Here is a 23,684-nt window from a genome sequence, read left to right as displayed (position 1 = left end):
TATACGTTGCTGTCCCCTCCCGTACATCTTATGATTAACAATATCACCGTCACAATTCTGCTACATGACTCGATCGGGCTATTTAAAGTTCTTATTGTTACAAATTTAAGTATTTTAAAAAAATAATGCTATCCTTCATAATATTATAAGCAATATATAGTGAAAATTTATACTTTCTTATATTGTAGCAAAAAAAAGATACATCCTTCGATGTATCTGCATCCCAGTTATAGTGGTGATGTGTAGCGTCCGTATTGAATGTCCATTTCTTTAAAAACATCTCCCTCTTTTTTCAGGAAAAATGTGTTTACGCCTTCCGCTCCCCACCACTCCATACCGAGTAATGGACCTTCAGCAGTTTCCGCCGCAAAAAGAATAGAGAACATCTCAGGTATCACTTCCCCTCCATCATCCACTCTCCAGACGGAAAATTCATCGCCTTGAATGACAGCCGGATAATCCATAAAGGTAAGCCCGGCCTTATCTTCCAGCACAAGACTAAATAACATCTCCTGATCCTGCCTAATGAATTGAACGAGATACAGCTGCCGATCACCAGACAGGTCAGCAAGTTTCCAAATGTGCTCTACTTCACGATTTTTCGCAGAAACAATATTCTGCCGCACACTTTCTGCAACATTTAGCGAGGCTTGCTTAACCTCCGTAGGCTTAACAGAGATTAACGCATTCGCATTAAACTCTGCCTGATCCGTCAGGTAATAGGTCTCATCAGGGGTCGCATTCCCCTCTTCAACCGTATAAAGATACCCTGGCAGATTCACAAAATTGTGAGCCATCTCCCGGCCATTACTGTTCTCCGTACCCTCCTGCCATTTATTCAATTTCACTTTTAGCACTTGCCCATGATCGCCGATCGCCTCATTCAATTGTTGCATTTGCGCATCCAGCCCTTTTTCCTGCCCGGTGACTAAGATGCTCTTGCCAGACTCATCTGCAAAACCAAAATTCGCCTTCAGCTTTTCAGCTTCCAGATAAGCTGCTGGCTGCTGCATGCTTGCCGTTGGTGTCGGCTCTGCACTTGGAGAAGGGGTTGGCTTGTTAGAGCCTGAGCAGCCCGCCAGCAGTAGAACAATAAGGAAACTCACACGGAGCTTATTCATTCCCATTCCTCCAGACGAAACTAAAATATTCCCATACTAAGATACCGTTCCCCTGTGTCAGGTGCAATGCAAAGCACGCGTTTGCCAGCCCCAAGACGACGCGCTTCCTGCAACGCCGCCCATACAGTGGCACCCCCGGATGGACCCAGCAGAATTCCTTCTTTTGCAGCCAGCATTCTTACCGTCTCCAAGGCAGCTTCATCCGCAACTTGAACGATGTCATCGTAGACCTGTGTATTCAAAATGGCGGGTACGAAGCCCGGACTCGTTCCTACCAGCTTATGTGGTCCTGGCTTTCCTCCAGATAATACGGGCGAGCCTTGCGGCTCAACCACAAGAACCCGGATATCAGGTAGATGCTCACGCAAAACCTCACCGGTTCCAGTTATCGTGCCCCCAGTTCCTGATGAAGCAACAAACACGTCCAGCTTACCTTCCATTTGCTCCAGGATTTCCAGAGCGGTCGTTGTCCGGTGAATATCCGGGTTGGCTTTGTTCTCGAATTGCTGTGGAATAAAACTGTTCTCCACTTCTTTTCCCAGCTCAATCGCTTTTGCTATAGCTCCCGGCATCCGTTCTGCTGCGGGCGTCAGCACAACATCCGCACCATAAGCCTTTAGAATATTGATTCGTTCCTTGGTCATATTATCAGGCATGACAAGAATCGCTTTATACCCTTTTGCCGCGGCATTCATCGCTAAGCCTATCCCTGTATTTCCACTAGTCGGCTCAATGATCGTCCCGCCCGGCTTCAGCAAACCTGCTAGCTCGGCTTGCAGGATTAGATTATAAGCTGCCCGGTCTTTTACACTGCCACTTGGATTAAAAAGCTCCAGCTTCACGTATAGTTCTGCATCTTGGGGGCTAGTCAGCCGATTTAATCTTACAACCGGTGTATTCCCAATCAGCTCTGTTATATTGTTAACCACTAAGGATGTCATTTTAGAGCCTCCTTCATTTCTGTACCTTCCATTATTGTAACGTGAGCAGCACCTCCTGTCGATTCAGAACCTTACTTTCTGCAACCTGAAAACAACCGCCCCCCACGAAAGCGGGAGACGGCTGTTCAGTACTGGCAGCATTTATTTTTAAGGATTAACGTTAATCGTAAAAGTAGACGTATTATTTTTAATATTCGTTACCGTGTTGGTAATCTTCAGATTGTTAAAGGTGGCTGACCCTCTGGCAGGACCTTGCCCAGCCTCAGCCGCTTCATTTACCCAGATGCCCACTCCGGATTTGCTGTCAAAAGCATCTCCACTCTTTTGCGCACCGGAAATTGTGACATTCGTGAAGAGGGTATCTGTCACTGGGAATTGCGGCGTGGAGCCGACATAGTTGGTCTGGAACATGATGCCATGATAGGTTGGATCAATGATATCCACATCACTGACACGAATGCCTTGGAATACCTTAGAGGCTGAGAATACCCAGATTGCCGGGAAGGTCTGTGCCCCCCAGAAATGTCCACCTGCACGAACAATGGAAATATTCTCAAAATTCGTTGTCGGTGAAGCGCCAAAGCCGTTCATTGGATACCCGAAGTCAAGTGAGCTGATCGTAATTCCAGAATAGCAAAGCGTGTCGGCAATATAAATGTTGCGGAAGGTATTGGCATATCCGCCATAGACGGCTACACCTGCTGCCCGCCAGGTTAAGATTGAAGTGAGATTCTCATAAATATTATCCTTCATATCTGCACCACCGGAATCAATAGCCGAAAACAATGCAAAGCTATCATCCCCTGTTGCCCGTGCCTCAATATTGGATACGAGATTATTCGTGCTGCCATTCGTCATATTGATGCCGTCAGCGAAGGTGTTGCGGATACGGGAGTTTTTGATCACCATGTAATCCGTATTAGCTCCCCAATACATACACACCTGATGTTCGGTCCAGATGTTATCGATCGTAATATTTGCCACATTGGAGAAATCAAATACTTTACCCGGGCCATCAATACGTGATGTGTAGTTCCCAAAGTAAGCAAAATTCGCAAAAGTAGAGCCGTTAGCGGTATCGCTTGCCCGGAAACCGATATCCGTATTCTCCTGATTCGTTGGAGCGTAAAATCTGGTATACCATGGGCCCGCACCAATGATCTTCATTGCTTTTCCATAGACCTGAAATTTACTGGAGGTCTGATAGTTACCGGCCGGCAAATACACACCTACGAGATTTCCGGTCGTATCCATGCGTACTTTATCTAGCGCATTTTGCACATCCTGATGTGTAAAGCCGGCTGGGACCGTATATTTGGCCGGATCTGGATTGGCAATCGGTGATACCTGCTCCAAACTGATGAAATCAATGGCATACTGCGAGGTATTTGCCACATCCTTTTGCAGTCGAATCGTACTACCTTTCGGAATCGTGCTGTCGAACATAATGTTAGCTTCATCATAAATATGCCGCGGAGAACCCGCGCTTGGTGAATTGCCGGGACTTATCTCTGAACCGTACAGCCATGCATATTTAGAGGTCAGATTAATCGCCTTGGTATAAACTCCGTTCACATAGATGTTCAGTGTAGCATTCGTACCGTCTCCACTCGCCGAATCTGGAATGGAGAAGCGGGTGACCAGTGTATTAGTGTCAGCCTTAGTAGTGAATTCTACATAACTGCCTGTAGTATTCAGTGTGACTGCTCTTCTGCCTGAAGCCTCACCCGCAAGATCTCCAATGGTCCGATTAGCAGTAAGCTTCACAGCCCCGCCACCAATCACACCCTCCTCAGCCTCATACATGTCGTAAGGCATATTGGCTCCACGACCTACAAAAAGAGACTGTGTTTGAATATTATTGGCCTGTTTAACTGGCAGCTCATTAGTGTCTACGGCAATTTCCGTCTTCACAGTATATTTGCCATTAGCTGCTGTCCAAGTGCCAAGACTAACAGGAGGCGCTGTTACTCCACTGCCAATCACGCCGTTATAGGTTCCAGTTAAGGTTTGGAGTACAGCATTCGTAGTAGCATCCAGAACCTTCAAGGTTATGTTATGCGCACCCCCTGCGGATGCTGCTGTCCCTTGATTCTTGATTGCTACCGAGAAGCTGACCACATTGCCGCCTGCTGGATTGCTTGGTGTCCAGCTAACAGGGGAAGCTACTAGATCAGAACTGGATACGGGAGCAATAATAAGAGAATTTGGGCTAGTGAAGCTGTTATTGCCTTCGTTCAATTCAATAACCGTATTATTCTCGTCAACCTTTGCAGTTAAAGTATAGGTAGCAGCATCCTTTGCGCTTATATTTAAAGTGACGTTCGTAGATGCGCCAGCCGCTAATGCCCCCACTGGGCTAGTGCCTACAAGTGTGCTGCCCAAGTAGAAATTCACATTAGTCGCTATGGAAGCTAACGTTCCAAGGTTTTTTACCGTTGCATTTAAAGTAATGGCATTGGTCTCTACTGGAGCTGAAGGTGACCATGTAAGACCGGTTATCGCCAAATCCGGATTAGCAGCTGGTGCACCCATCACTTGGAATTCAGCGATTTGTCCAGCGGTTGAACCAGTATTGGTGGTAATCTTCAACTGTACTTCACTAGCCGTGGCCGTTACCGGAATAGTGACCGTATTGCCAGTTGCCGGATTAAAAGTATACACGGTTGCTGGCACAAGACTAGTAAAGGCTGTTGTATTCTGATTATGCCCAAGCACTTGAATAGTCTGAGTACGTGTGGACCAGGCCGATGATGGATTCAGTTTGAGGACAATGGATGTAATATCAGCATTACTACCCAGGTTTACAGATAATGTATTGGGATAACTTCCTCCTGCTCCTTCCCAGTAAGAAGTTACATCACCGTCATTCGCATTTGTAGGAACAAAGGTAAAGACGGAAGAGGAAGCGTTGATGCTTTTGTTCAAAGCCAGATTGGAACCCGCCCCAGGCGTTGGTGTAACTGTTGGTGTCGGGGTCGGTGTTACCGTTGGAGTTGGTGTAGGTGTTACTGTCGGTGTTGGCGTAGGTGTTACTGTCGGTGTCGGTGTTACCGTCGGTGTCGGTGTTACCGTCGGCGTTGGGGTAGGTGTTGCCGTTGGTGTCGGAGTTGCCGTTGGTGTCGGAGTTGCCGTCGGCGTTGGCGTAGGTGTTGTCGCAGAAGCTGGAGTGACGTTCAAATTATCTAGATTCACATTTCCAGTGTCTCCTGCATCGTACTTATAAGTAATCGTGTTAGCACCAGCATTCAGAGCCAGCGTCTCAATCTTTGTTGACCAAGTATTCCAATTGGCCAGATTCGCAAGTGAGGTTTGCTTAATTTTAGTTCCATTCACAAAAACACTAATGGTTTTTGTACTGCCTGATGCATTTGAAAATCTTAATGTAGCATCATAGTTACCAGCAGAAGCCACATTAACGCTAAATGCAGTCGCAGCACCTTGATTTAGGTAACCATCAACAAATCCTGTACCTGTATAACCTGTATGATCCGTGTTAACCTTGGCACCACCGGATAATGCGGCATCCTCCGCTTCATATCCTGAGGATGGAGTTGTAGTTGTATTACCATGAACCTCAAATTCCGCTAACTGTGCTGCTGGCCAGACCGTATTGGATGTGAAATTCAGTTTAACATATCTGACATTCGCAGCTGTAAAGCTGATGGTCACTGTATTGGAATCAATCGTTGGATTAAATGTATAATTGGCGGAATCTACTAAGTTATTGTAAGTTGCATCATCTGTACTTCCTTGCACCGCTAACGTTTGAGTTCTTGTTTCCCAATTCGTTGGCAGCTTTAGCACAACCTGATTCACGCTGCTTGCTGCCCCTAAATCCACTTTAATCCATTGCGGAAAAACACCGCTTGCGCTCTCCCAATACGTTCCTTGGCTGCCGTCATTAGCATTGGCTGCTACGTATACATCACCGAAGGAGCTTGAAGTAATAGTCTTCCCTTGGGCTAAATTCCCCGCAGCTAAACTCACCGAGGGATATAACGTTAACTGACCTACAAATAATATAACAATTAAACAATAAAGTACTGCCGTCTTCCCGGTAAATCTTTTAGAAGCTGCTATCATTGAATAACCACCTCCCAAAATTTTGTGGAGCTATACAGCAGAAAGGATGCGCTTTCAAAACAGTAGTTTTATAGACATTCGCCTCCTACATTTGAAATGATGGATTACGGATACAAGCTACTAATAACGCTAATAATATAAGTTATAGGTAGATGGCCGTCGATGGCGATTTCTATGCTTTGTATGTGGGATATTACGTTCAACCAAAAAAAGCCCCGGAGAGGTCAAGGGGACTATATTGCCCCTTAACTCTCCGAAGCTTCGTGTTATACATTAAATCTAGCTACCAACCCTTGCAGTCCATGCGCCATTGTACTTAATTCACTTGCAGAGGATGCAATTTGTTCGACTGAAGCCATTTGCTCTTGTGAGGCTGCTGACACATGCTGAGTACTCGCAGCGGTTGTTTCCGAGATTTGCGTAACGTTACGAATTGACTCTACAATCTCATCCGCAGCCGCCGTAATCTCCTCCACGGCTCCAGATACTTCCTGAACCTGTTCGGCGAGTGAATCTATAGATAATCGAATCTCACCGAAGGAACGTCCCGCTTCCTCGATAATCTCCGTACCTCCCTTTACTTCACGCATGCTGCTCATCATCACCTTCATGGCATCATCTGCTTCACTTTGGATCCCAGTCGCCATTTCTGCAATTTGATTGGCGGATTCCGCGGACTGCTCTGCCAGCTTACGGACCTGATCGGCAACCACAGCGAAACCTCTACCTTGTTCACCAGCACGAGCTGCCTCAATCGTCGCATTTAGGGCCAGCATATTCGTCTGCGAAGCGATTCCTTTTATGACTCCTACAATACTGCCAATCTCCTGGGATCGATTCACAAAACCTTGGACTTGCTGTGATAAAGATTGTATGGAGCGATTAATCGATTCCATTTGCTGTCCAGCGGCGTGAAGGGATTCATCTCCTGTAATGGCAAATGCCGCAGAGCGATGGGAGGCTTCCGAGATGTCCTGGACACTGGCAGCAATTTGACCGATTCCTAGAGATATTTCTGAGATTGTAATTGTATTGGTCTGCAAATCATTCATCTGTCTGGCTGTTCCGGAAGCGACTTCACCCATAATATGCGATATTCGTTCTGTGGCGCCTGCTGTCACTCCACTATCTGACCTAAGCTTTGTAGAGGAATTCGCGAGACTATTCGCCGATAACTTCACCTGTTCAATCATCGTGCCCAGATTATCTGTCATTTTATTAAAGTTAAACGCCAGTTCACCAATCTCATCTTTAGAACGAACACTTAATTTGCGCGTAAGATCGGCATCCCCATCTGCAATTTCCTTCAACTGAGTGTTCACATCACGAAGCGGTTTAATAATCCGTCCAGAAATTAGCAGCGCAAGGATCACCGCGAGCACTACCGACAATCCAGTCACACCAAAGCTAGTAATCAAAGCGTTGTTACGATGCGAATTTGCCAGGCTTTGCCCATTCTCTATTTCCTCTATGAGCATGTTCTGAAACACAATCTGAGATTCAATCATAGCGTCTAATGACAGGTTCGTGAATTTCTTCTGCGCTTCCGGGAAGTTGCCTTCCTTAGCTAAGGCAAAAGCTTCCTTCAGAACGATTAAATAATCATTCCATTTGCTCTTCAGCTCAGCTACACCCTTTAACTCAGCTTCACTTAATCGGGCATTCTCCAGCTCTGTAATAGCATTTTCAATCAATGGGAGCATTTCTTCATACTGCGCCAGATATGAATTCCGCTCATCATCTGTGTTACTCATCACATAACGAGCACCCAACTCATCTGCGGTACGAATCTTATCCGTTAAGCCTTGAACAAGTGACAGCTTGTCCCAGTTACGATTAACCTGATCTGTCAATTGGGTAACCTTCCCCTGAAACAATGTGTTTCCGGCTATCGCCACTAGAAAGACTATAATCACAGCAGTAAATCCTAAGACTATTTTCCCACGGATACTTTTCACCATCGGTTTTCCTCATCTCTATATGTATGTAGATCTATTTGGTACTTTTATCCTACTAGCTCTCCCTTAAGCCTCTCTGAATTTGAACTGAATGTTTGCTTAAAAAAAACAAAAAGACCCCTATTTCCTGCCGAGGCAGGAACTAATGGTCTTTTGAGATCTTTTTATTCGTATAAATTTCCGTTAGCCAGCTCTGCCAGCTTCGATTCATCCAGTACACTTAAGCGTCCACGATTTCGTGTAATGATTCCTTCATCAATAAAACGCCGTACGATTCGATTAAGATGCCGATAGCTTGTGCCAAGCAATTCTGCTGTCTCAATAAGACTTGAGGTCCGAATCTCCTCCACCCGCCGGTCACCATTTTTATCCGCGAACAAAGACATTAAATAACTGGCAAATCGATTCTCCACAGGATACAACAGGTTAAGTGCAGAGGCTTGACCGAGCGTATGCAATTTGTGACTAAGTTCTCCGACGAGAAAACGTAACAACGCTGTGTTTTCCTCAAGCTCTCTCAGGAGTAGTCTTCTCCCTGCAAAAAGAATCAAGCTCTCACCCACAGACTCCACTTGATTCTTAACAGGGAACCGGTGAAGCAGCTCTACATCCCCAATCACAGATATCGGATTTGTAAACCGCACCAGCATAGATTTGCCATTTGGCAGCAAGGTCTGGATTTTGAGCTTGCCCTCAACCAATATGAACATCCCATCCAATTGATCGCCAACCAGACACAGCTTTTCTTCATCCGCGTAACGTCTCAACTCCATTTTATGCGTTACCAGCGGGCTAAATATTCCGTCCAGACCGTTCTTCACTGCCAAGGCACGGACAGCCTCACGGTCATTTATCGTCTGCATGTAGTGCCCCCTCTATTGTTTGCTCCAGTGTAATTTAGAATACCCCACAAAAAAAGGACATATGTCCTTTTTAATGAGGTTTTCCTATGACACTTTACATTACAACAGAATCCACACAATAACGAATCATATCTACCTTCTGATCCTGCAGCCAAAATTCAATACTCCGATGGTTGATTTTATCCACGTATCCGATAATCTCAGCCCCTTGCTCCCCTCTTTTATAATAAGAAGTGCCATAAGCCTTGATCACTTCGTCTGCTGAAGCTCCAATATGAATATCTCTTGCCGTACTCATCGTATGATCGGAATAGACGCTGATTAGAATGATCTTATCATCACCACGTGCTGTGGCTATTGTTGTCTCGTGACCCAGATCATAATACTGATACCGCTCTATATCATTATTTGGCTTAGGTTCCCTAGCGATTGAATCAAGGCTTTGAAACAGCTGAATGCCGCCCAGACTTTCCTGTTCAAGATGGGTGCTGGAAACACGCGAGTAATGATTTTGTTTGGGCGCATTGTATAAATAGATATGATAGATCCCGTAACTTAAACCTACCGTAATAAAAATAATGATAAATGACCAGCCTCTTTTAAATGGCTTTTTCCTCACTGACCTCACACCTTCTTCTTACCTTTACTGTGCAAAATATTCAGCCAGCTCACGCTGCGCCAGATATTGCGGGAAATTAAACGACTGCCATGCCTGCTCACGCTTATTGAGTTCTCTCCATTCATTCTTTAAAAAATCATCCAGCATCCCATCTTCCTGTTCACTAAACTTTATCAGAGAAGGGATGACCTCCGGAGATAAACGGACCAAATAATTGGCGTCCAATTTACCACTCGCTGCATAGCGATCCATATTTTTATTAGCGATAATAACATCCATCCCGATATAGTTCATGACGACGTAGGAGATCAAGCCGAGCACAATATAACATTTCGCCAATGGCACACGCTGAACAGCTATCCGTAAGGCTGCAACCACCAACAATAAGCCCATAAATATCATAAATGCATGCACTAAAAACCGAGTCGTGGTATAGCCATACACCTCTTCATAGAGAGTCAGACGGGTATAGGCGGAATATAACATCACTGTCGAGCAACCAACCAGAATGTAGAGCAGGACATTAATGAATTTTTGCAGCCCCCCACTTCTTTTTCCTTCCGATACCAAAGCCAGCAGTAAAATCACGAAATTAATCGCAGCCACCATAATCAGCTCAAAAAATCCACTACGTGCGTAATCAGCATATGAGCTGCCCTCTGGTAAAATCCCTTCCCATGCTCCAAACAAGTAAGAAAACTGTACGAAAACAAACAATACATATACCGTGTTAATGGCTATAAGAATCGTCGTCATAATTATCGGATCCATTTTAAAGCTTACAGGCGCCAGCACTGGACCATATTCCTTAGGCTGCATATTCCAGTCATAGATTTTCGAATCCACATACCCCCACACTAAGCCGAACAAGCCCATGCCCAGCAGGATAATCCACAGCACCCGCACAAAACCTTCCCCAAATGAAATCCGATCCAGTACATTCGGCAGCGCCAGCAGTACATGATGAAACACTCCGTCCGCTGAGGACAGCAGAGTCACCACAACCAGCAATATTGGAAAAGAGATCGCAAGTCCTATCAGCACTTTCCCCATAACCTGCTTACGCTCGTCCTTCATTTTACTGCCGCCAGACCTTTTAATGATCGTAAACACAGTGCTCCAATGGCGGAAATTCTGTGGAAGCACATGCTCCAGCGTGTTCCCCACTAATCCAAGCCGGCTCCAAGCCGGCCGTTTATCACTAAGCAAATAAGTCATATGTAATAAAATCAACACCGGGATCACCAGCAGGTTCAGCCCAAAGAAGAAAAAATTATGAAAGAATAAATAGGTTAATGAAAGTAGAAAAATCGCTCCAAACCAGAAGTAACTGAATTTGTTAAGCTTGCGGATTTTAGCCTTGGCATAATAAAGCATGAACGCATAGAACAGACATACAAAGATTGGATACGATAGGCCCGCCAGCTTTCCATAAAATAAATACTGATGAACTATTGCCAGTAAGAACGCGGCAAGCAAAGCAGCAAGCGATCGATTAAGCCTAAGTCCCGTTCCCGTTTCCATTTCCTCGGTCATGGTAATTACCCCCATTTTCTTACTTTCTCATCCTTATTTTACGTGATAAAATAAGAAAAAAAAGAGAAAGAATTTATTTATAATTTCCTATTTTCCGAAAGGAACCAAAACAATGAAGCTGCATAGTCAATTTTTAAAGCTGCAATCTCATTTTGGGGGAGCCACAGAAATCTCAGTGACGATGGATGAGTTGGCATTGATTTTCGGCTGTACACACCGCAATGCCCTGCATATTGTGAATAAAATGATGTTGCAGGAATGGATCAAATGGACGCCTAAGCGTGGGCGGGGAAGCCGCTCTTTGCTGCAATTTCTTGTTCCCTCCGAAGAAATAGCCCTTCAATCCATGATGCAGGCGATTAGCCGCAAAGATGTCCACAACGCTATAGAAGGCATCAAAACCCATGCCAGCTCCACCTCACTGCAGGATACACTGCAGGGTTGGCTGCTGACCTATTTTGGGCATCATTCTGAAATTCGTAGTGACAAGCAAATTGATACTCTCCGGCTGCCTATTACCCAGCAACTCCATACCTTCGATCCGCTCTATATGAATTTGCTGGCAGAGTCATTTGTTTCCAGCCATGTTTTCGACGGGTTAGTGAAACGAAGCGGTGAACAGGACAAAATTGTTCCCTGTCTGGCTCACGCCTGGGAAGTCGATGAGAGCCGGACGCTCTGGACTTTTTTTCTACGCAAAGAGGTGTTATTCCATCATGGAAAAGTGCTGACAGCCAAGGATGTAGTCTATTCCCTGGGACGGTTGATGCAAACCTCTAAACGGACACTCTATAGCTATATTTTCAAAGAAATCCAGCGGGTCACCGCATTAAATCCATCTACCGTTCAAATTACGCTTAAGCAGCCTAATGAACTATTTCTGCCATTTTTGTGTACGAGCAGAGCCGCAATTGTACCGCGTGATTTAGAAGGAATGGATGAGCAGAGCTTTGGCCGTAGACCCGTGGGGACTGGCCCCTTTAAGGTTGTGGATATGACCGAGGACACTTGTGTGCTGGAGGTTTTTCCTTATTATTTTCAAGGACGGGCTCATTTAGATCGGGTTGAAATCCTTTATGTCCCGTGGGATACCGAAACGTCATCCTCTGATACGGGTTCTGCTTTTCACGTGATTCAGAATCCCTCATCCGCCAGTTCTTCGACCTGGAGCCGAATTCATTCGGAGTCTTCCATTCGGAAATTCGTCACCTGCAATACGCAAAAAAAGGGACCGCTAAGCGATCCCCTGCTTCGGGCAAAAATAGTCTCCTGTTTAAAAGACGATTCAGCGTCCATCGAGCAAGAAGCGATAATAGATCAAGAAATCACGTTGCAAATCTCTACGATTCCACAATATGCTGGCGATGCTGATTTTATTGCCACTAGACTAGAGCAACAAGGTTATAAATGCAATGTCATTTCCGTGTCTCCAGAGGAATTTAAAGGTCCGATTCGGCTGGAATCTGACCTGATTGTTTTCTCATTATTCCGTGACGAGGATGAACAACTTCGTTTATTTGATCTATACCTCACGCTCTCCCAGCATATTGAACCGCATACCCGGGCGGATATAGAAGGCTGGCTGTATACCATCGCACGCGAACCTAATCCGGTGGCCCGAGCGGAAAGTTTCAGTATCATCGAGAACCGTCTGATTAAAGAGCACCACCTACATATTTTGTATGAAAAGCCGACTCAGACAGCTTATCTCCCCTCTGTCCGCGGGGTTAGCTTCAATAGCCAGGGTTGGGTCGATCTTCGTCATGTCTGGTTTCCGCCACTGCTCTCTAGTAGCAGCACGAGTTGATCTGCTTGAATTAAAAAATGCGGAAATCCAGAGCTTGCCCCGGATTTCCGCATACGCGATAAAGCTAATTATTAAGCTGCTATTTTAGTCGTAGCTGTAACTGTAGAAGTCCCTGCATCCCACTTCACATCCATATTCAATCCCTCGGAAATAAATCTTACCGGAACCAGTGTCCGATTTCCGATAATTTGCGGAGGAACGTCGAGTGTGAGTGCTTTGCCATTGATGTAAGCAGTCTTGCTGCCAATGGCCATTACGATCGTTGTATTGTCTTTTATTGCGGTAATTTTCTTAGTCGTTTGATCCATGGTTACTGTAGCACCCAGAGCATTAAAGATTGCATTCACTGGCACCAGCACACGGCCATCCTTATTCACAGGAAGCTGATCTGCAAAGCTGACCGCTGTTCCGTTTAAAAGTACGGATATTCCCTTAGTGCCCGTCGTGTTCGGATTCGTTGTTGATGGCGTTGTAGTTACAGAGGGTAGAGGTGTGACGTTAAGTCCTAGCTGGCCTTGCAGATTAGCAAGTCTGTTCAGCGCAAAGGTCATAATCGAACCTGCTGCCATTGTCCCCATACCTTGTCCCCCGCCTCCAGCGTTACCTGTTGGAGGTGTAGGATTGCCATCAGTCGCAGTCGCTGTATTATCAGGACGTGCTGGCGGTGTCGTTCCATCCGGAGGTGTCATGCCCTCCATCCCAGCTGGCGGAGTCATTCCTCCACTACCACCCATTTCACCTGTTGCTGAATAAGTAACATTACTTTCAAATTGTTCCATGGTATAAAATTTGGTTGGGTCTGCTTGAACGTAAGGTTTGATCAAGGTAGCCAATTCAGTAATTCTGCTCTGAATTCCTTCCAAATAATCAACCAGCTCAGATACATATTTCAGGTATTTAGTCTTATATTCAGGCACTTCCAACAGATTAGCAATCATTGGGACCTGATCTAAACTTATCCCAAGCGTTGGATTATCAATTGATGCAGTTACTGCGCTGGTATTGGCTGCAAGGGTTGTTGCCGATGTAGAAGTTGTGCCCGCAGCAGCTGTTGTGTCTGTTGTACCTGTTCTGCCGCCTCCGCCACCAGAATACCCGTTAAAGGACATGTTCATATCCCATGGAAGTACACTAAATTTACCGGATGCATCCCCGTACAACATATAATTATGACCTTTATCCCCGTTATAGCTGTCATAATTACCCAATACAGCATTAGCGGCAATATACTTCAGTGCCGAATCCACATCTAGCACACTTTCAATAGAACCCTTCTCACCGGCAGGCATCTCATTCAGCACCTTGATGAAGTTCTTCAACGAAGCTTTATCATCTTCCTTACCTGTATCATAAGTTATTGTTTCGTAGTCACTGCCTTCTTTGTACTGCAGATAACTTTTTTCTTCTGTATCATACAGAACACCATCGTCATAATTTTCTCCATAGGTACGTTCTAGATAGCTATCATCTATCGCTTCCACACCTACATAAAAACCATATAATTCTCCGTTGATATACAGGTTGGTGAACACAGTCAAAGGTGCATCCACACCTACAGAACGAAGCGCTTCGTAATGTAAATATTCACGAATATACGAAGGGTCTGAGTAATTGTTGTTCAGTACCATTTTATCAAGACCAAGTAACGTTTGCTTCTTATCATATTTATCAAATTTCAGCCGGAAGCTGTATCTATCCGAGTCTGTCATACTGGCTACCGATTTTAACGTCAGATTCCCTTTAGTAGAAAATCCAACATTTTCAACAACATTCCCGTCAACTTCAACCTTAACTTTTTTGTATTCTTTTTCGAGGGGACTTGCTAATATACTTTTCCAATCCGCATCATCAATCGTTACTTTAACATCAATGATTCTGTCACCCGCGAACAGGGATTCATACGCTTTCGTTACACCTGCATCCGCCGCACTAACTACGGGCGTGTTTCCAGCAACACCAAACGCCGTTGAGACGATAGCAAGACTTAGTGTAGCTGCCATGAACTTTCTCAGCAAATTTTTCTTCTTCACCATGTGTAATCCTCCTTGAAGTACAGATTTATGTTTTCGCAGTTCAAGGAGATTGTAAAATATGAATCTGAGTATACGCTGAATAGCTTGTCTACACTTTGCCAGGTAGGCTGTTTATCAGCCCTTTGCCAATCAGATTAGCTGAAACTGGCGGTTTTCCGATCTCTCTAGCCCAGACCGATAATTGCCCGACATGATGAATCTCATGAGCAATCACATGGCGCATTACCTCACCCCAGGCATCGGTCACGATCCTGCCATCCGGAAGATGATCCTCAAAAACCCTCTGCTCCAGCCCCTCATGCCAAGCCGTTACAAAGGGTTCCACCTCTGTGTGGAATTTTGCATCCAATTCTCGTACTTGCTGCAAAGTCTTGTACCGCTCAAAATCCTCTTGGAAATCCGGCTTTCCTTGCAATACTTGAATCCAGCTCCACTCCACATCAACAATGTGAAAAAGCGTCTTAAGAATACTGCCTACACCACCTATACGTGTTGCGAGCAACTCTTCCTCAGAAATATCTCCACACCACTCATACCATTGTTCACGGACCATCCAGTTATATTGAAAAAATGTTTGCAGGTTAAAAACCTCCTAGAAAGTTGTGTGCTTTTTAATGGGAGCTTAAATGTTTTCGGTATCCCTCCACCTTTTCATCTCTATAACCTAACGATTCATAGAACACATGCGCTTCCTTCCGCTGCTCACCGGAGACTAAAATGATATAATAGCAGTCTCTTTCCCGGGCCGCTTGTTCAATGGCGTTCATAAGTTTTTTGCCAACGCCTTGACGGCGTGCCCGCGCTGAAACCACCACATTCTCAATCACCATAAACGGTTTGCAGTCCCCCACTAAATCCTGACACACGATCCCCATCAAAGACCCTAGTAACTCTCCTTCTACAAAAGCACCCAACAGGATGTAGCGGTTATCCGCCTTGACCCCTTTAAATACTTTTTCAAGCTTATTAAGGTCAGACGGTTTATTCATCAGCTCTTGATATAAATTCCCCAGTTCAGGAAGAGATTCCATTTCTATTTCTTTAATAACAACCATGATTGTTCATCCTGCTTTCTTTTAAATTAACAGCCCTACTCATACACATACAGTCCGCCATTCCGTGGATGAGATATTCGCTTTCCATTATAACCTCTTTGGACCAGCTGCTGCGCCAACACCTTCATAAAGAGTAATGCCCATAATTCCAAACTTCCTTCAACTCGAATTCGTCTTTCTGTCCATCCCACTCTACTACCACTTTGATGATAGAATCCTCTCGCTCAAACGCACCAATCCCAGAATGTACGGACTTCAACTCACCTTTGACTCCCTCAATATTATTGCTGACTTCTTCTGTAGCCTGTTGAATATATTCCGCCGACCAAAAGTTCCTCCTATACCATTTGTAAATATCTCAGCACGATCTCAACGCGCTCTCCAACCGATAAATCTTCCTCTATTCGTAAAATAGGACATTCCAGTGCGGACATCCATTCCTCATGCAGCACTTTGCTCCTGACTTCAACTCCAGCAACATCATATAATGCCGCCCACTCCATAAAGGTCTGATATGCTTCGTATTTACTTCCTCCAGGCAAAATATGATCACCATATCTTTCGTACTCTCTGGCTCTTAATCTATCTAAACGAATTTCCGGTGGAAGTCCTAGAAAAATAACCAAATCGAATAATGGTCGAAGGCCATCTCCCCAGCCACATACCGCACCGCTTAAAATCCAAGGCTCCTTATGGGTCAAATCGCTTGTAAGTTTCGCTAATCGCGCATTGACCTCACGCTGCTTAGTGAATTTATGCTCCCAAAAATAGTCGTCACTGTCTAACTGTACATGTGGCAACACTTTAGCTAATTCGTAACCTAAAGTACTCGTTCCTACGCCTGAGGCTCCCATAATATGAATTCTTCTCATACACTCCCTCACCTTTAAGTGGATTTAAAGTTGCAATTCGGGCAATTTTCCTCCAAGTATAAAAACAAATAGACTGCTCTCTAAGTAAGCAAAGCAGTCCATTTATCGTATAGATCTTATTCCGTTATAGCTGCTACGTCTTTAGGAATCCGGCGTGCTGCATCCGTGGATATAGCTGCTTGTATTACTGCCAGGCGCACCTGTTCAACTACTTTTTCGTTAAAAATACTTGGGATGATATATTGCTCATTGAGTTCATCCGGATGAACGACCGATGCAATGGCTTTTGCCGCAGCCAGCTTCATTTCCAGATTCACAGTTCTAGCCCGGCAATCAAGTGCGCCACGGAAAATACCCGGAAAACATAACACATTGTTGATCTGGTTCGGATAATCACTTCTGCCTGTCGCTAGGACGCGAACAAAAGGTTCTGCCAAATCCGGTTCAATCTCCGGTGTAGGATTAGCCATCGCAAAAACGATGTTATCACTGGCCATGCTTTTGAGATGATCCACGGTTAGAATTCCCCCACGGGACACCCCAATAAAGACATCTGCCCCTCGTATAACCTCCGTTATTCCCCCCTCAATTCCCTCAGGATTGGTTGCGGCAGCAAGCTTCTGCCATTCCGGATTATCATACTGGAGATCTTTTCTGAGAACGCCTTCACGATCAACCGCATAAATATAACGCGCGCCCGCTGCCAGCAGCAGATTACATATGGACACTCCAGCCGCCCCAATACCCACAACAACAATCCGTGCATTTTCAATAGATTTATTTACAACTTTAAGCGCATTCAAAAGTCCTGCAAAAGCCACCACGGATGTTCCATGCTGATCATCATGAAATACCGGAATGTCCAGCTCTTCCGCAAGCCGGCGTTCGATTTCAAAGCAGCGTGGCGAACTTATATCCTCTAAGTTTATCCCTCCAAAGCCAGGAGAAACTGCTTTTACGATATTGATAATTTCATCCGGATCTTTGGTATTTAAGCACAGCGGAAAAGCATCAATGTTCGCCAATTGCTTAAACAGCATCGCCTTACCTTCCATGACGGGCATAGCGGCTTCCGGCCCGATATCCCCTAGTCCAAGCACAGCAGTGCCGTCCGAAACGACTGCAACTGTATTTCTTTTCATCGTCAGAGAATAAGCTTTTCTGGGATCTTCAGCAATCGCCGTACATACCCGGGCAACCCCCGGCGTATACACTAAGGATAAATCCTCCCGATTTTTAATCGGCATTTTAGGTGTGATTTCGATTTTTCCGCCAAGATGAGCCAGAAAGGTCCGATCCGACACGTTGATTATTTTAATTCCCGGCATCTTCGATAATATTGAGATAATATCTCCATTAGCTGCGTCTTGCACATTCACTGTTATATCTCGGGTAGTGACATCCTTCCCTGCACGTATCACGTCAATAGCAACAATATCTCCGCCAGCTGCGGCAATTCCTGAAGCAACATCGCCAAAAGATGCAACCGATTTCCGAATTTCGAGCCTGATAATCATTGTAGTCGCAATCGACATGAATTAGCCTCTCTTTCTTCAATCCTATTATTTAAAAAATACTATACTTTCCCATTTAAACATATCTTCCGCCTATTAACTAGATCAACGAAAAATTTTTCTTCTTACAGTATTCCCATCCGCACCCGACCCAAATACATCAGGTATGACAGCTACGGGCACAGAGCCATTTTTCCCATAAAAATAAAATTCATCATAATCTTAAGTGTATGTAAGCATAAACAAACCGTAAGCTCTTCTACTCTTCATTACCTTTTCTGCATGTTGTAGAGTATCCTGCCGATTCCTTTTCTCCACTGGCCCTTTCTAGTTGTTCTCCTTCACTAAGGTCTGTACTGCTCTTCTAGCAAAACAACCTTACCTTCTACAAATGTCAGATGGAATAATCTTTCCATTAGCTCTTCGCTAATAAAACTCGTATAGTCCCCTTGCTGATGTCTCGCCCCGTTTAGTTCAGCTATAGTTACATCAGGCTCCAGCTTAACCCGCTTAATTTCTTCGCTTGCATTTCGGATATAGAATCCATTAGGCAATGATTCGGGTTCTATTACACCATCTTCTTTAGCTGCAATTTCTGCTGCCGCTCCACCGAACCATTCCACCTCATCCAGATCCAGATAAACCGTATTCCCTTCTGTGATAACGCCCTTTATAAAAGCTAATTCTTTCTCCACTTGCGGTAACTTATAAATAATTTTTTTCAGTTCCTCCACACTCTCACCCTGCACTCCGCTCTCAGAGTTAGATTGGATTGAAATCACACCCATAGTTTGAACTAGCTCCTTGGTAGTTGGGTTAGTCTCTTTTGGTGGCTTGTTATAAAAAGAATATCCATTAAAACCAAGTGAGACTAATGTGATACCCACTAAGACTGTAACCCTTAAATTTTTCCATTTCATAAGCTTCACCCTCTATCACGCGATTTAACGGAACCATAATAAACAATTGCGCTATATCATAGACAATCACAAGTTGACCGGGCAGAATAAATATTATATACATGTCTTACCTATAACGTAGTTGAAGGAGCTCACACTTATGACAGAATCATTTCAAGCGTTAGTTGTCGACAAAACAGAATCATCCTTCTCCGTAGCTGTTAAACCGGTTACCCTAGAGGATCTGCCAGCTGGAGAGGTTGTAATTAAGGTTGCTTACTCCAGTGTAAACTATAAAGACGGTTTAGCCAGTATTCCAAACGGTAAAATTCTAAGAACATATCCCTTTATTCCAGGGATAGATTTATCCGGTATTGTGGTATCTTCCACAGACGAGCGGTTTCATAAAGGGCAGCAAGTCATTGCAACAGGATATGGTGTTGGCGTATCACACTTTGGTGGCTTTAGCGAATACGCTCGTATTCCCGCAGGTTGGATCACTCCCCTTCCCGAAGGCCTGACGCTTAAAGAAGCTATGATCTACGGTACTGCAGGACTGACAGCCGCCTTATCCATACTGGCCCTGGAAGATCATGACGTTTCCCCGGACAAAGGCAAAGTACTTGTAACAGGCGCTACCGGCGGTGTAGGTGGATCTGCTATTGCCATGCTTGGCGCAAAAGGGTATAGCGTAGTGGCAAGCACAGGTAACGCCGAAGCTGCCGATTACCTTAGAGGTATAGGAGCCGAAGACGTGATTTCACGTGAAGAGGTCATTGGCGGCGCCAGCAAACCCTTGGACAAACAATTATGGCAAGGCGCAGTAGATTCGGTGGGTGGTGACACCCTTGCCGCAGTTTTGAGTAAAATCACCTACAGAGGTTCTGTAGCTGCAAGTGGCTTAACCGGAGGCACTTCAGTTCCAACTACAGTACTTCCGTTTATTCTTCGGGGTGTTAACCTTCTCGGCATAGATTCCGTTGAATGTCCTGCAGACCTTCGCCAGAAGGCTTGGAAACGGATGGCGAGCGATCTGAAGCCAAGTCAGCTGGAGAACCTCGTGGATCGTGAAGTCACGTTAACCGAGCTACCGCAAGCATTGGAAGATATTCTACAAGGAAACCTTAGAGGAAGAGTACTTGTCCGTTTATCCTAGGTTTAACAACGAAACCTCCCGGAATCTAGAGTTCCGGGAGGTTTTTTTAGTTTACTCTTGGTTATTCGGATATTGGTAATGCGGCTGCTGCTGTACATAGGGTTGTTGGCGATAATGCTGATCATAACCCTGCGTATAGTACCCTTGCATCGGGTATGGCTGATAATTAAAGGCTTGTGTAGCTGGAGGCATTTGTGAAGATATCGGGATGGGTTGCGCCTGCATATGAGCGTATGGATTCATATTTGGCTGCATATTAGGATGCATATTTGGTTTAACATTGGCTTGCATATTTGGAGCCATATTAGGGGCCATATTAGGAGCCATATTGCTGCTGCCCATTACTTTATCTTCTTCGCAGCAGTCAGCAGGAGGGCCGATGAAGGTTCCAGGCTTGATTGGAGCTAAAGCTTCTTTTACCTTAGCTTCATTTAAGCAGTAAGTATGGGCTAATACATTTGCCGGGGTTTTGCTAAGAATATCCGAACCTAAGATAACCTCAGGAATAGGTGCGTCAAAAATCGCGAGCAGATGTGTATTATCGACAGTAGCTATCTCATAATGCCACCAGCCTTGCGGCACATTTGCCACTTGACCCGGACAAATCGGAAAATGCAGAAGTTCATTTGTGAACGGATTGATTAAAGACACTACCGCTGAACCGCAGATACAATATACAAGCTCTGCAGCATTTTGATGATAATGAGGTTCAACCACATTTGATTTGCTAAGAAAAATATCCAGCAGTGATATGTTCTCGAGCGTATTCAATTGTTTAACCGACAGCAAGTTAATGAAGTTGTTGGCATCTTTTTTAAAAAGTGTATTAGTGTTCACATCAAAAGTAAACTCTGTATTGGGGGACGTATAGTCCATGTATGAAGTCACTTTTTTTCCTACCTTTCTGTTGCTATAAATTTTTGCTTTCCCTAAACACAAGATATGCGTTTGCCTATGCCTAGGTGCGGAGATTCACTACTCCTGATAAAAATTCATCTTTCTTTTCTAAACGGGGCATCCTCTAAGTATTACACTCTCACCCCACATAGGAGGCACAGTATGAAATCGATTCGCACAAAAATAGTGTTAGCTTTATGTATCACTGTCTTTACAATTATGGGTTTCCAGCCTATGAATCTTAGCTCCACAGTTGAGGCCGCCAATAACAAAACAGCAGCGAAACAAGCGCCTCTTACATTCGTTCTAGTTCATGGGTCTTGGGCTACTGCTGGTTTTTGGGATCAAACGGCCGCCGCACTTCGCAGCTTAGGGCACACCGTCTATACTCCGGAATATGCCGGACATGGCGGGGACAAAAACAATAATGTAACGCATGCGCAAATCACACAGTCTGTTGTCGACTATATCAAGCAAAAAGACTTAAAGGATATCATTCTGCTCGGACATAGCTTTGGTGGTTCGGTGATCCAAACCGTCTCTCAGGAAGTACCAGATCGAATCAAACGTCTGGTATTCTTCGACGCCTTCGCACCGCTAGATGGGCAAAGTGTGGCGGACCAATTTCCAGCTGATTCGCTGAAGTACTTTGAACAGCTGAGAGATACTTCCGGCAATAACACCATAACGCTCCCCTTCCCTCTTTTCCGGGATACATTCGTCAACACCGCCAGTCTTGCGGAAGCGCAAGCTTTTTATAAACAAGCTCCTCCTGAGCCAGCAAGTCCACTTTTCGAAAAGCTTGATCTCAAGAAATTTTACAGTCTCCAGATCCCTAAAAGTTACCTTTATCTAACGGAGGACACCGCGATACCGCAAGGTCCATACGGATTCCACCCTACACAATCCAGTCATTTAGGCATCTTCCGCTTCATCGAGGGCAAAGGAGATCACATGACCACCGTTCGAACCGAACCCAAAATGCTGGCGGAATTAATGGTGAAGGCGGGAAGAGATTAGTCGTTTAACAGCTGGATAGTCTAGGTAGCTGTTGTGGCTTGGCTGGGGTTTTTGGCGCTGAGCTGGTGATTGAGCTGAGCTATGTGATGTGAGTTGAGCTATGCGATGCGAGCCGGGCTGATGACGCTGGGCCGGGCTATGCGATGTGAGCTGAGTTGGCGGCTCGAGCTGCGCTTTGTGAGCAAGCTAGACTACTGACGCTGAGCTGGGCTATGTCATTCTGAGATAGCCTTGCTACTTTGAGCTGGCATTGTCACTCTGAGCTGAACATTGCGACTTTAAATACACTAGAGTTTGGCGGTGATCGGACCGAGGAGCTCTTATTTTCATAATTTCGGCGATTTAGCCTTGCTATCGGACTCAGATGCAGCTATTCACCCAAATGTACTCCTATAATGCGTGATTTCAGGGGAATAAGAGCCATACAGTCCGAAACTCTCGCCAGGACGACCATAATGCCAAAATAGCTGCAATACGGTCCGTAACGATGTCTGAAGCGCTGTCTCTTAAGTAATCAACAACTTAGGCTGATGATTTGTGACGCTGAGTTAGCCTTGCCACTTTGAGCTGCACTGTCACTCTGAGATAGCCTTGCTACTTTGAGCTGGCATTGTCACGCTGAACTGCACATTACGACTCTAAATACACTAGAGTTTGGCGGTGATCGGACCGAGGAGCTCTTATTTTCATAATTTCAGCGATTTAGCCATGCTATCGGACTCAGACGCAGCTATTCGCACAAATGTACTCCTATAATGCGTGATTTTAGGGGAATAAGAGCCATACAGTCCGAAACTCTCGCCAGAACGACCATAATGCTAAAATAGCTGCAATACGGTCCGTAACGATGTCTGAAGCACTGTCTCTTAAGTAATCACCAACTTAGGCTGATGATTTGTGACGCTGAATTAGCCTTGCCACTTTGAGCTGGCATTGTCACTCTGAGTTAGCCTTGCCACTTTGAGTTAGCCTTGCCACTTTGAGCTGGCATTGTCACTCTGAGCTGAACATTGCGACTTTAAATACACTAGAGTTTGGCGGTGATCGGACCGAGGAGCTCTTATTTTCATAATTTCGGCGATTTAGCCTTGCTATCGGACTCAGATGCAGCTATTCACCCAAATGTACTCCTATAATGCGTGATTTCAGGGGAATAAGAGCCATACAGTCCGAAACTCTCGCCAGGACGACCATAATGCCAAAATAGCTACAATACGGTCCGTAACGATGGCGCAGTACAGCAAAAATGCAATACAGTTCATAACGATCGTACAGTGCAGCAAAAATGCAATACGGTCCGTAACGAT

The 23,684-nt window shown here is 45.0% G+C and carries 18 protein-coding genes; 3 read left to right on the top strand and 15 right to left on the bottom strand.

All coding sequences use genetic code 11. The features are described 5' to 3' along the window. Window positions 1-227: 227 nt before the first annotated feature. The 7 genes from MHH50_RS11590 to MHH50_RS11560 all read right to left on the bottom strand — a co-directional run bounded on the left by MHH50_RS11590 (window position 228) and on the right by MHH50_RS11560 (window position 11,124). A complete protein-coding gene (locus MHH50_RS11590) occupies window positions 228-1,121 on the bottom strand; it encodes a hypothetical protein (RefSeq protein WP_076280474.1) in 894 nt (297 codons plus the stop codon). A gap of 20 nt (window positions 1,122-1,141) precedes the next feature. After that, a complete protein-coding gene (gene cysK, locus MHH50_RS11585) occupies window positions 1,142-2,062 on the bottom strand; it encodes a cysteine synthase A (protein ID WP_076187365.1) in 921 nt (306 codons plus the stop codon). 147 nt (window positions 2,063-2,209) lie between these two features. Continuing rightward, window positions 2,210-6,148 (bottom strand): discoidin domain-containing protein, encoded by a 3,939-nt coding sequence (locus MHH50_RS11580; protein WP_340034348.1) that lies wholly within the window; start codon window positions 6,146-6,148, stop codon window positions 2,210-2,212. Window positions 6,149-6,414: 266 nt separating this feature from the next. Continuing rightward, entirely contained in the window at window positions 6,415-8,109 is a 1,695-nt protein-coding gene (locus MHH50_RS11575; protein WP_076309243.1) for a methyl-accepting chemotaxis protein, read from the bottom strand. Between the two features lie 161 nt (window positions 8,110-8,270). Then, window positions 8,271-8,969, bottom strand: coding sequence for a cyclic nucleotide-binding domain-containing protein (locus MHH50_RS11570; protein ID WP_036683474.1), 699 nt, complete (start codon window positions 8,967-8,969; stop codon window positions 8,271-8,273). 94 nt (window positions 8,970-9,063) lie between these two features. Then, a complete protein-coding gene (locus MHH50_RS11565) occupies window positions 9,064-9,588 on the bottom strand; it encodes a hypothetical protein (protein WP_340034346.1) in 525 nt (174 codons plus the stop codon). Window positions 9,589-9,612: 24 nt separating this feature from the next. Then, window positions 9,613-11,124, bottom strand: a complete 1,512-nt coding sequence (locus MHH50_RS11560; protein ID WP_076280880.1) for a DUF4173 domain-containing protein — start codon at window positions 11,122-11,124, stop codon at window positions 9,613-9,615. A gap of 112 nt (window positions 11,125-11,236) precedes the next feature. Between MHH50_RS11560 and MHH50_RS11555 the strand changes: the two genes are divergently transcribed. Next, entirely contained in the window at window positions 11,237-12,931 is a 1,695-nt protein-coding gene (locus tag MHH50_RS11555) for an ABC transporter substrate-binding protein (protein ID WP_076130646.1), read from the top strand. 71 nt (window positions 12,932-13,002) lie between these two features. Here MHH50_RS11555 and MHH50_RS11550 read toward each other — a convergent pair whose 3' ends face one another. From MHH50_RS11550 to MHH50_RS11520, 7 genes are all read right to left on the bottom strand, one after another. Next, entirely contained in the window at window positions 13,003-14,964 is a 1,962-nt protein-coding gene (locus MHH50_RS11550; RefSeq protein ID WP_340034345.1) for a CotH kinase family protein, read from the bottom strand. Between the two features lie 88 nt (window positions 14,965-15,052). Further along, window positions 15,053-15,544, bottom strand: coding sequence for a DinB family protein (locus MHH50_RS11545; protein WP_340034608.1), 492 nt, complete (start codon window positions 15,542-15,544; stop codon window positions 15,053-15,055). Between the two features lie 31 nt (window positions 15,545-15,575). Beyond that, the gene (locus MHH50_RS11540; RefSeq protein ID WP_076193873.1) at window positions 15,576-16,019 is read right to left on the bottom strand and encodes a GNAT family N-acetyltransferase; all 444 of its coding nucleotides are present in this window, start codon (window positions 16,017-16,019) and stop codon (window positions 15,576-15,578) included. A 124-nt stretch (window positions 16,020-16,143) separates the two neighbouring features. Next, window positions 16,144-16,278, bottom strand: a complete 135-nt coding sequence (locus MHH50_RS11535; RefSeq protein WP_256715869.1) for a hypothetical protein — start codon at window positions 16,276-16,278, stop codon at window positions 16,144-16,146. 79 nt (window positions 16,279-16,357) lie between these two features. Further along, complete coding sequence (locus MHH50_RS11530; protein ID WP_076219442.1) at window positions 16,358-16,891, bottom strand: AAA family ATPase; 534 nt, start codon at window positions 16,889-16,891, stop codon at window positions 16,358-16,360. Window positions 16,892-17,007: 116 nt separating this feature from the next. Then, window positions 17,008-18,426, bottom strand: coding sequence for an NAD-dependent malic enzyme (locus MHH50_RS11525; protein WP_076130640.1), 1,419 nt, complete (start codon window positions 18,424-18,426; stop codon window positions 17,008-17,010). Window positions 18,427-18,749: 323 nt separating this feature from the next. Next, the gene (locus MHH50_RS11520; protein WP_340034344.1) at window positions 18,750-19,325 is read right to left on the bottom strand and encodes a hypothetical protein; all 576 of its coding nucleotides are present in this window, start codon (window positions 19,323-19,325) and stop codon (window positions 18,750-18,752) included. A gap of 139 nt (window positions 19,326-19,464) precedes the next feature. Between MHH50_RS11520 and MHH50_RS11515 the strand changes: the two genes are divergently transcribed. Beyond that, the gene (locus tag MHH50_RS11515; RefSeq protein WP_076193867.1) at window positions 19,465-20,460 is read left to right on the top strand and encodes an acryloyl-CoA reductase; all 996 of its coding nucleotides are present in this window, start codon (window positions 19,465-19,467) and stop codon (window positions 20,458-20,460) included. A gap of 51 nt (window positions 20,461-20,511) precedes the next feature. Here the strand turns inward: MHH50_RS11515 and MHH50_RS11510 are convergent, their stop codons facing one another. Beyond that, entirely contained in the window at window positions 20,512-21,348 is an 837-nt protein-coding gene (locus MHH50_RS11510) for a cupin domain-containing protein (RefSeq protein ID WP_081383448.1), read from the bottom strand. A 171-nt stretch (window positions 21,349-21,519) separates the two neighbouring features. Here MHH50_RS11510 and MHH50_RS11505 point away from each other — a divergent pair, with 171 nt between their 5' ends. Then, the gene (locus tag MHH50_RS11505) at window positions 21,520-22,377 is read left to right on the top strand and encodes an alpha/beta hydrolase (RefSeq protein WP_081392461.1); all 858 of its coding nucleotides are present in this window, start codon (window positions 21,520-21,522) and stop codon (window positions 22,375-22,377) included. The last annotated feature ends 1,307 nt before the right edge of the window (window positions 22,378-23,684 follow it).

The sequence above is a fragment of the Paenibacillus sp. FSL H3-0302 genome, from assembly GCF_037982245.1.
GTDB lineage: Bacteria > Bacillota > Bacilli > Paenibacillales > Paenibacillaceae > Paenibacillus_AQ > Paenibacillus_AQ odorifer.
The sequence above is the reverse complement of the archived record's forward strand: the minus strand, read 5'-3'. Positions and strand labels throughout refer to the sequence as shown.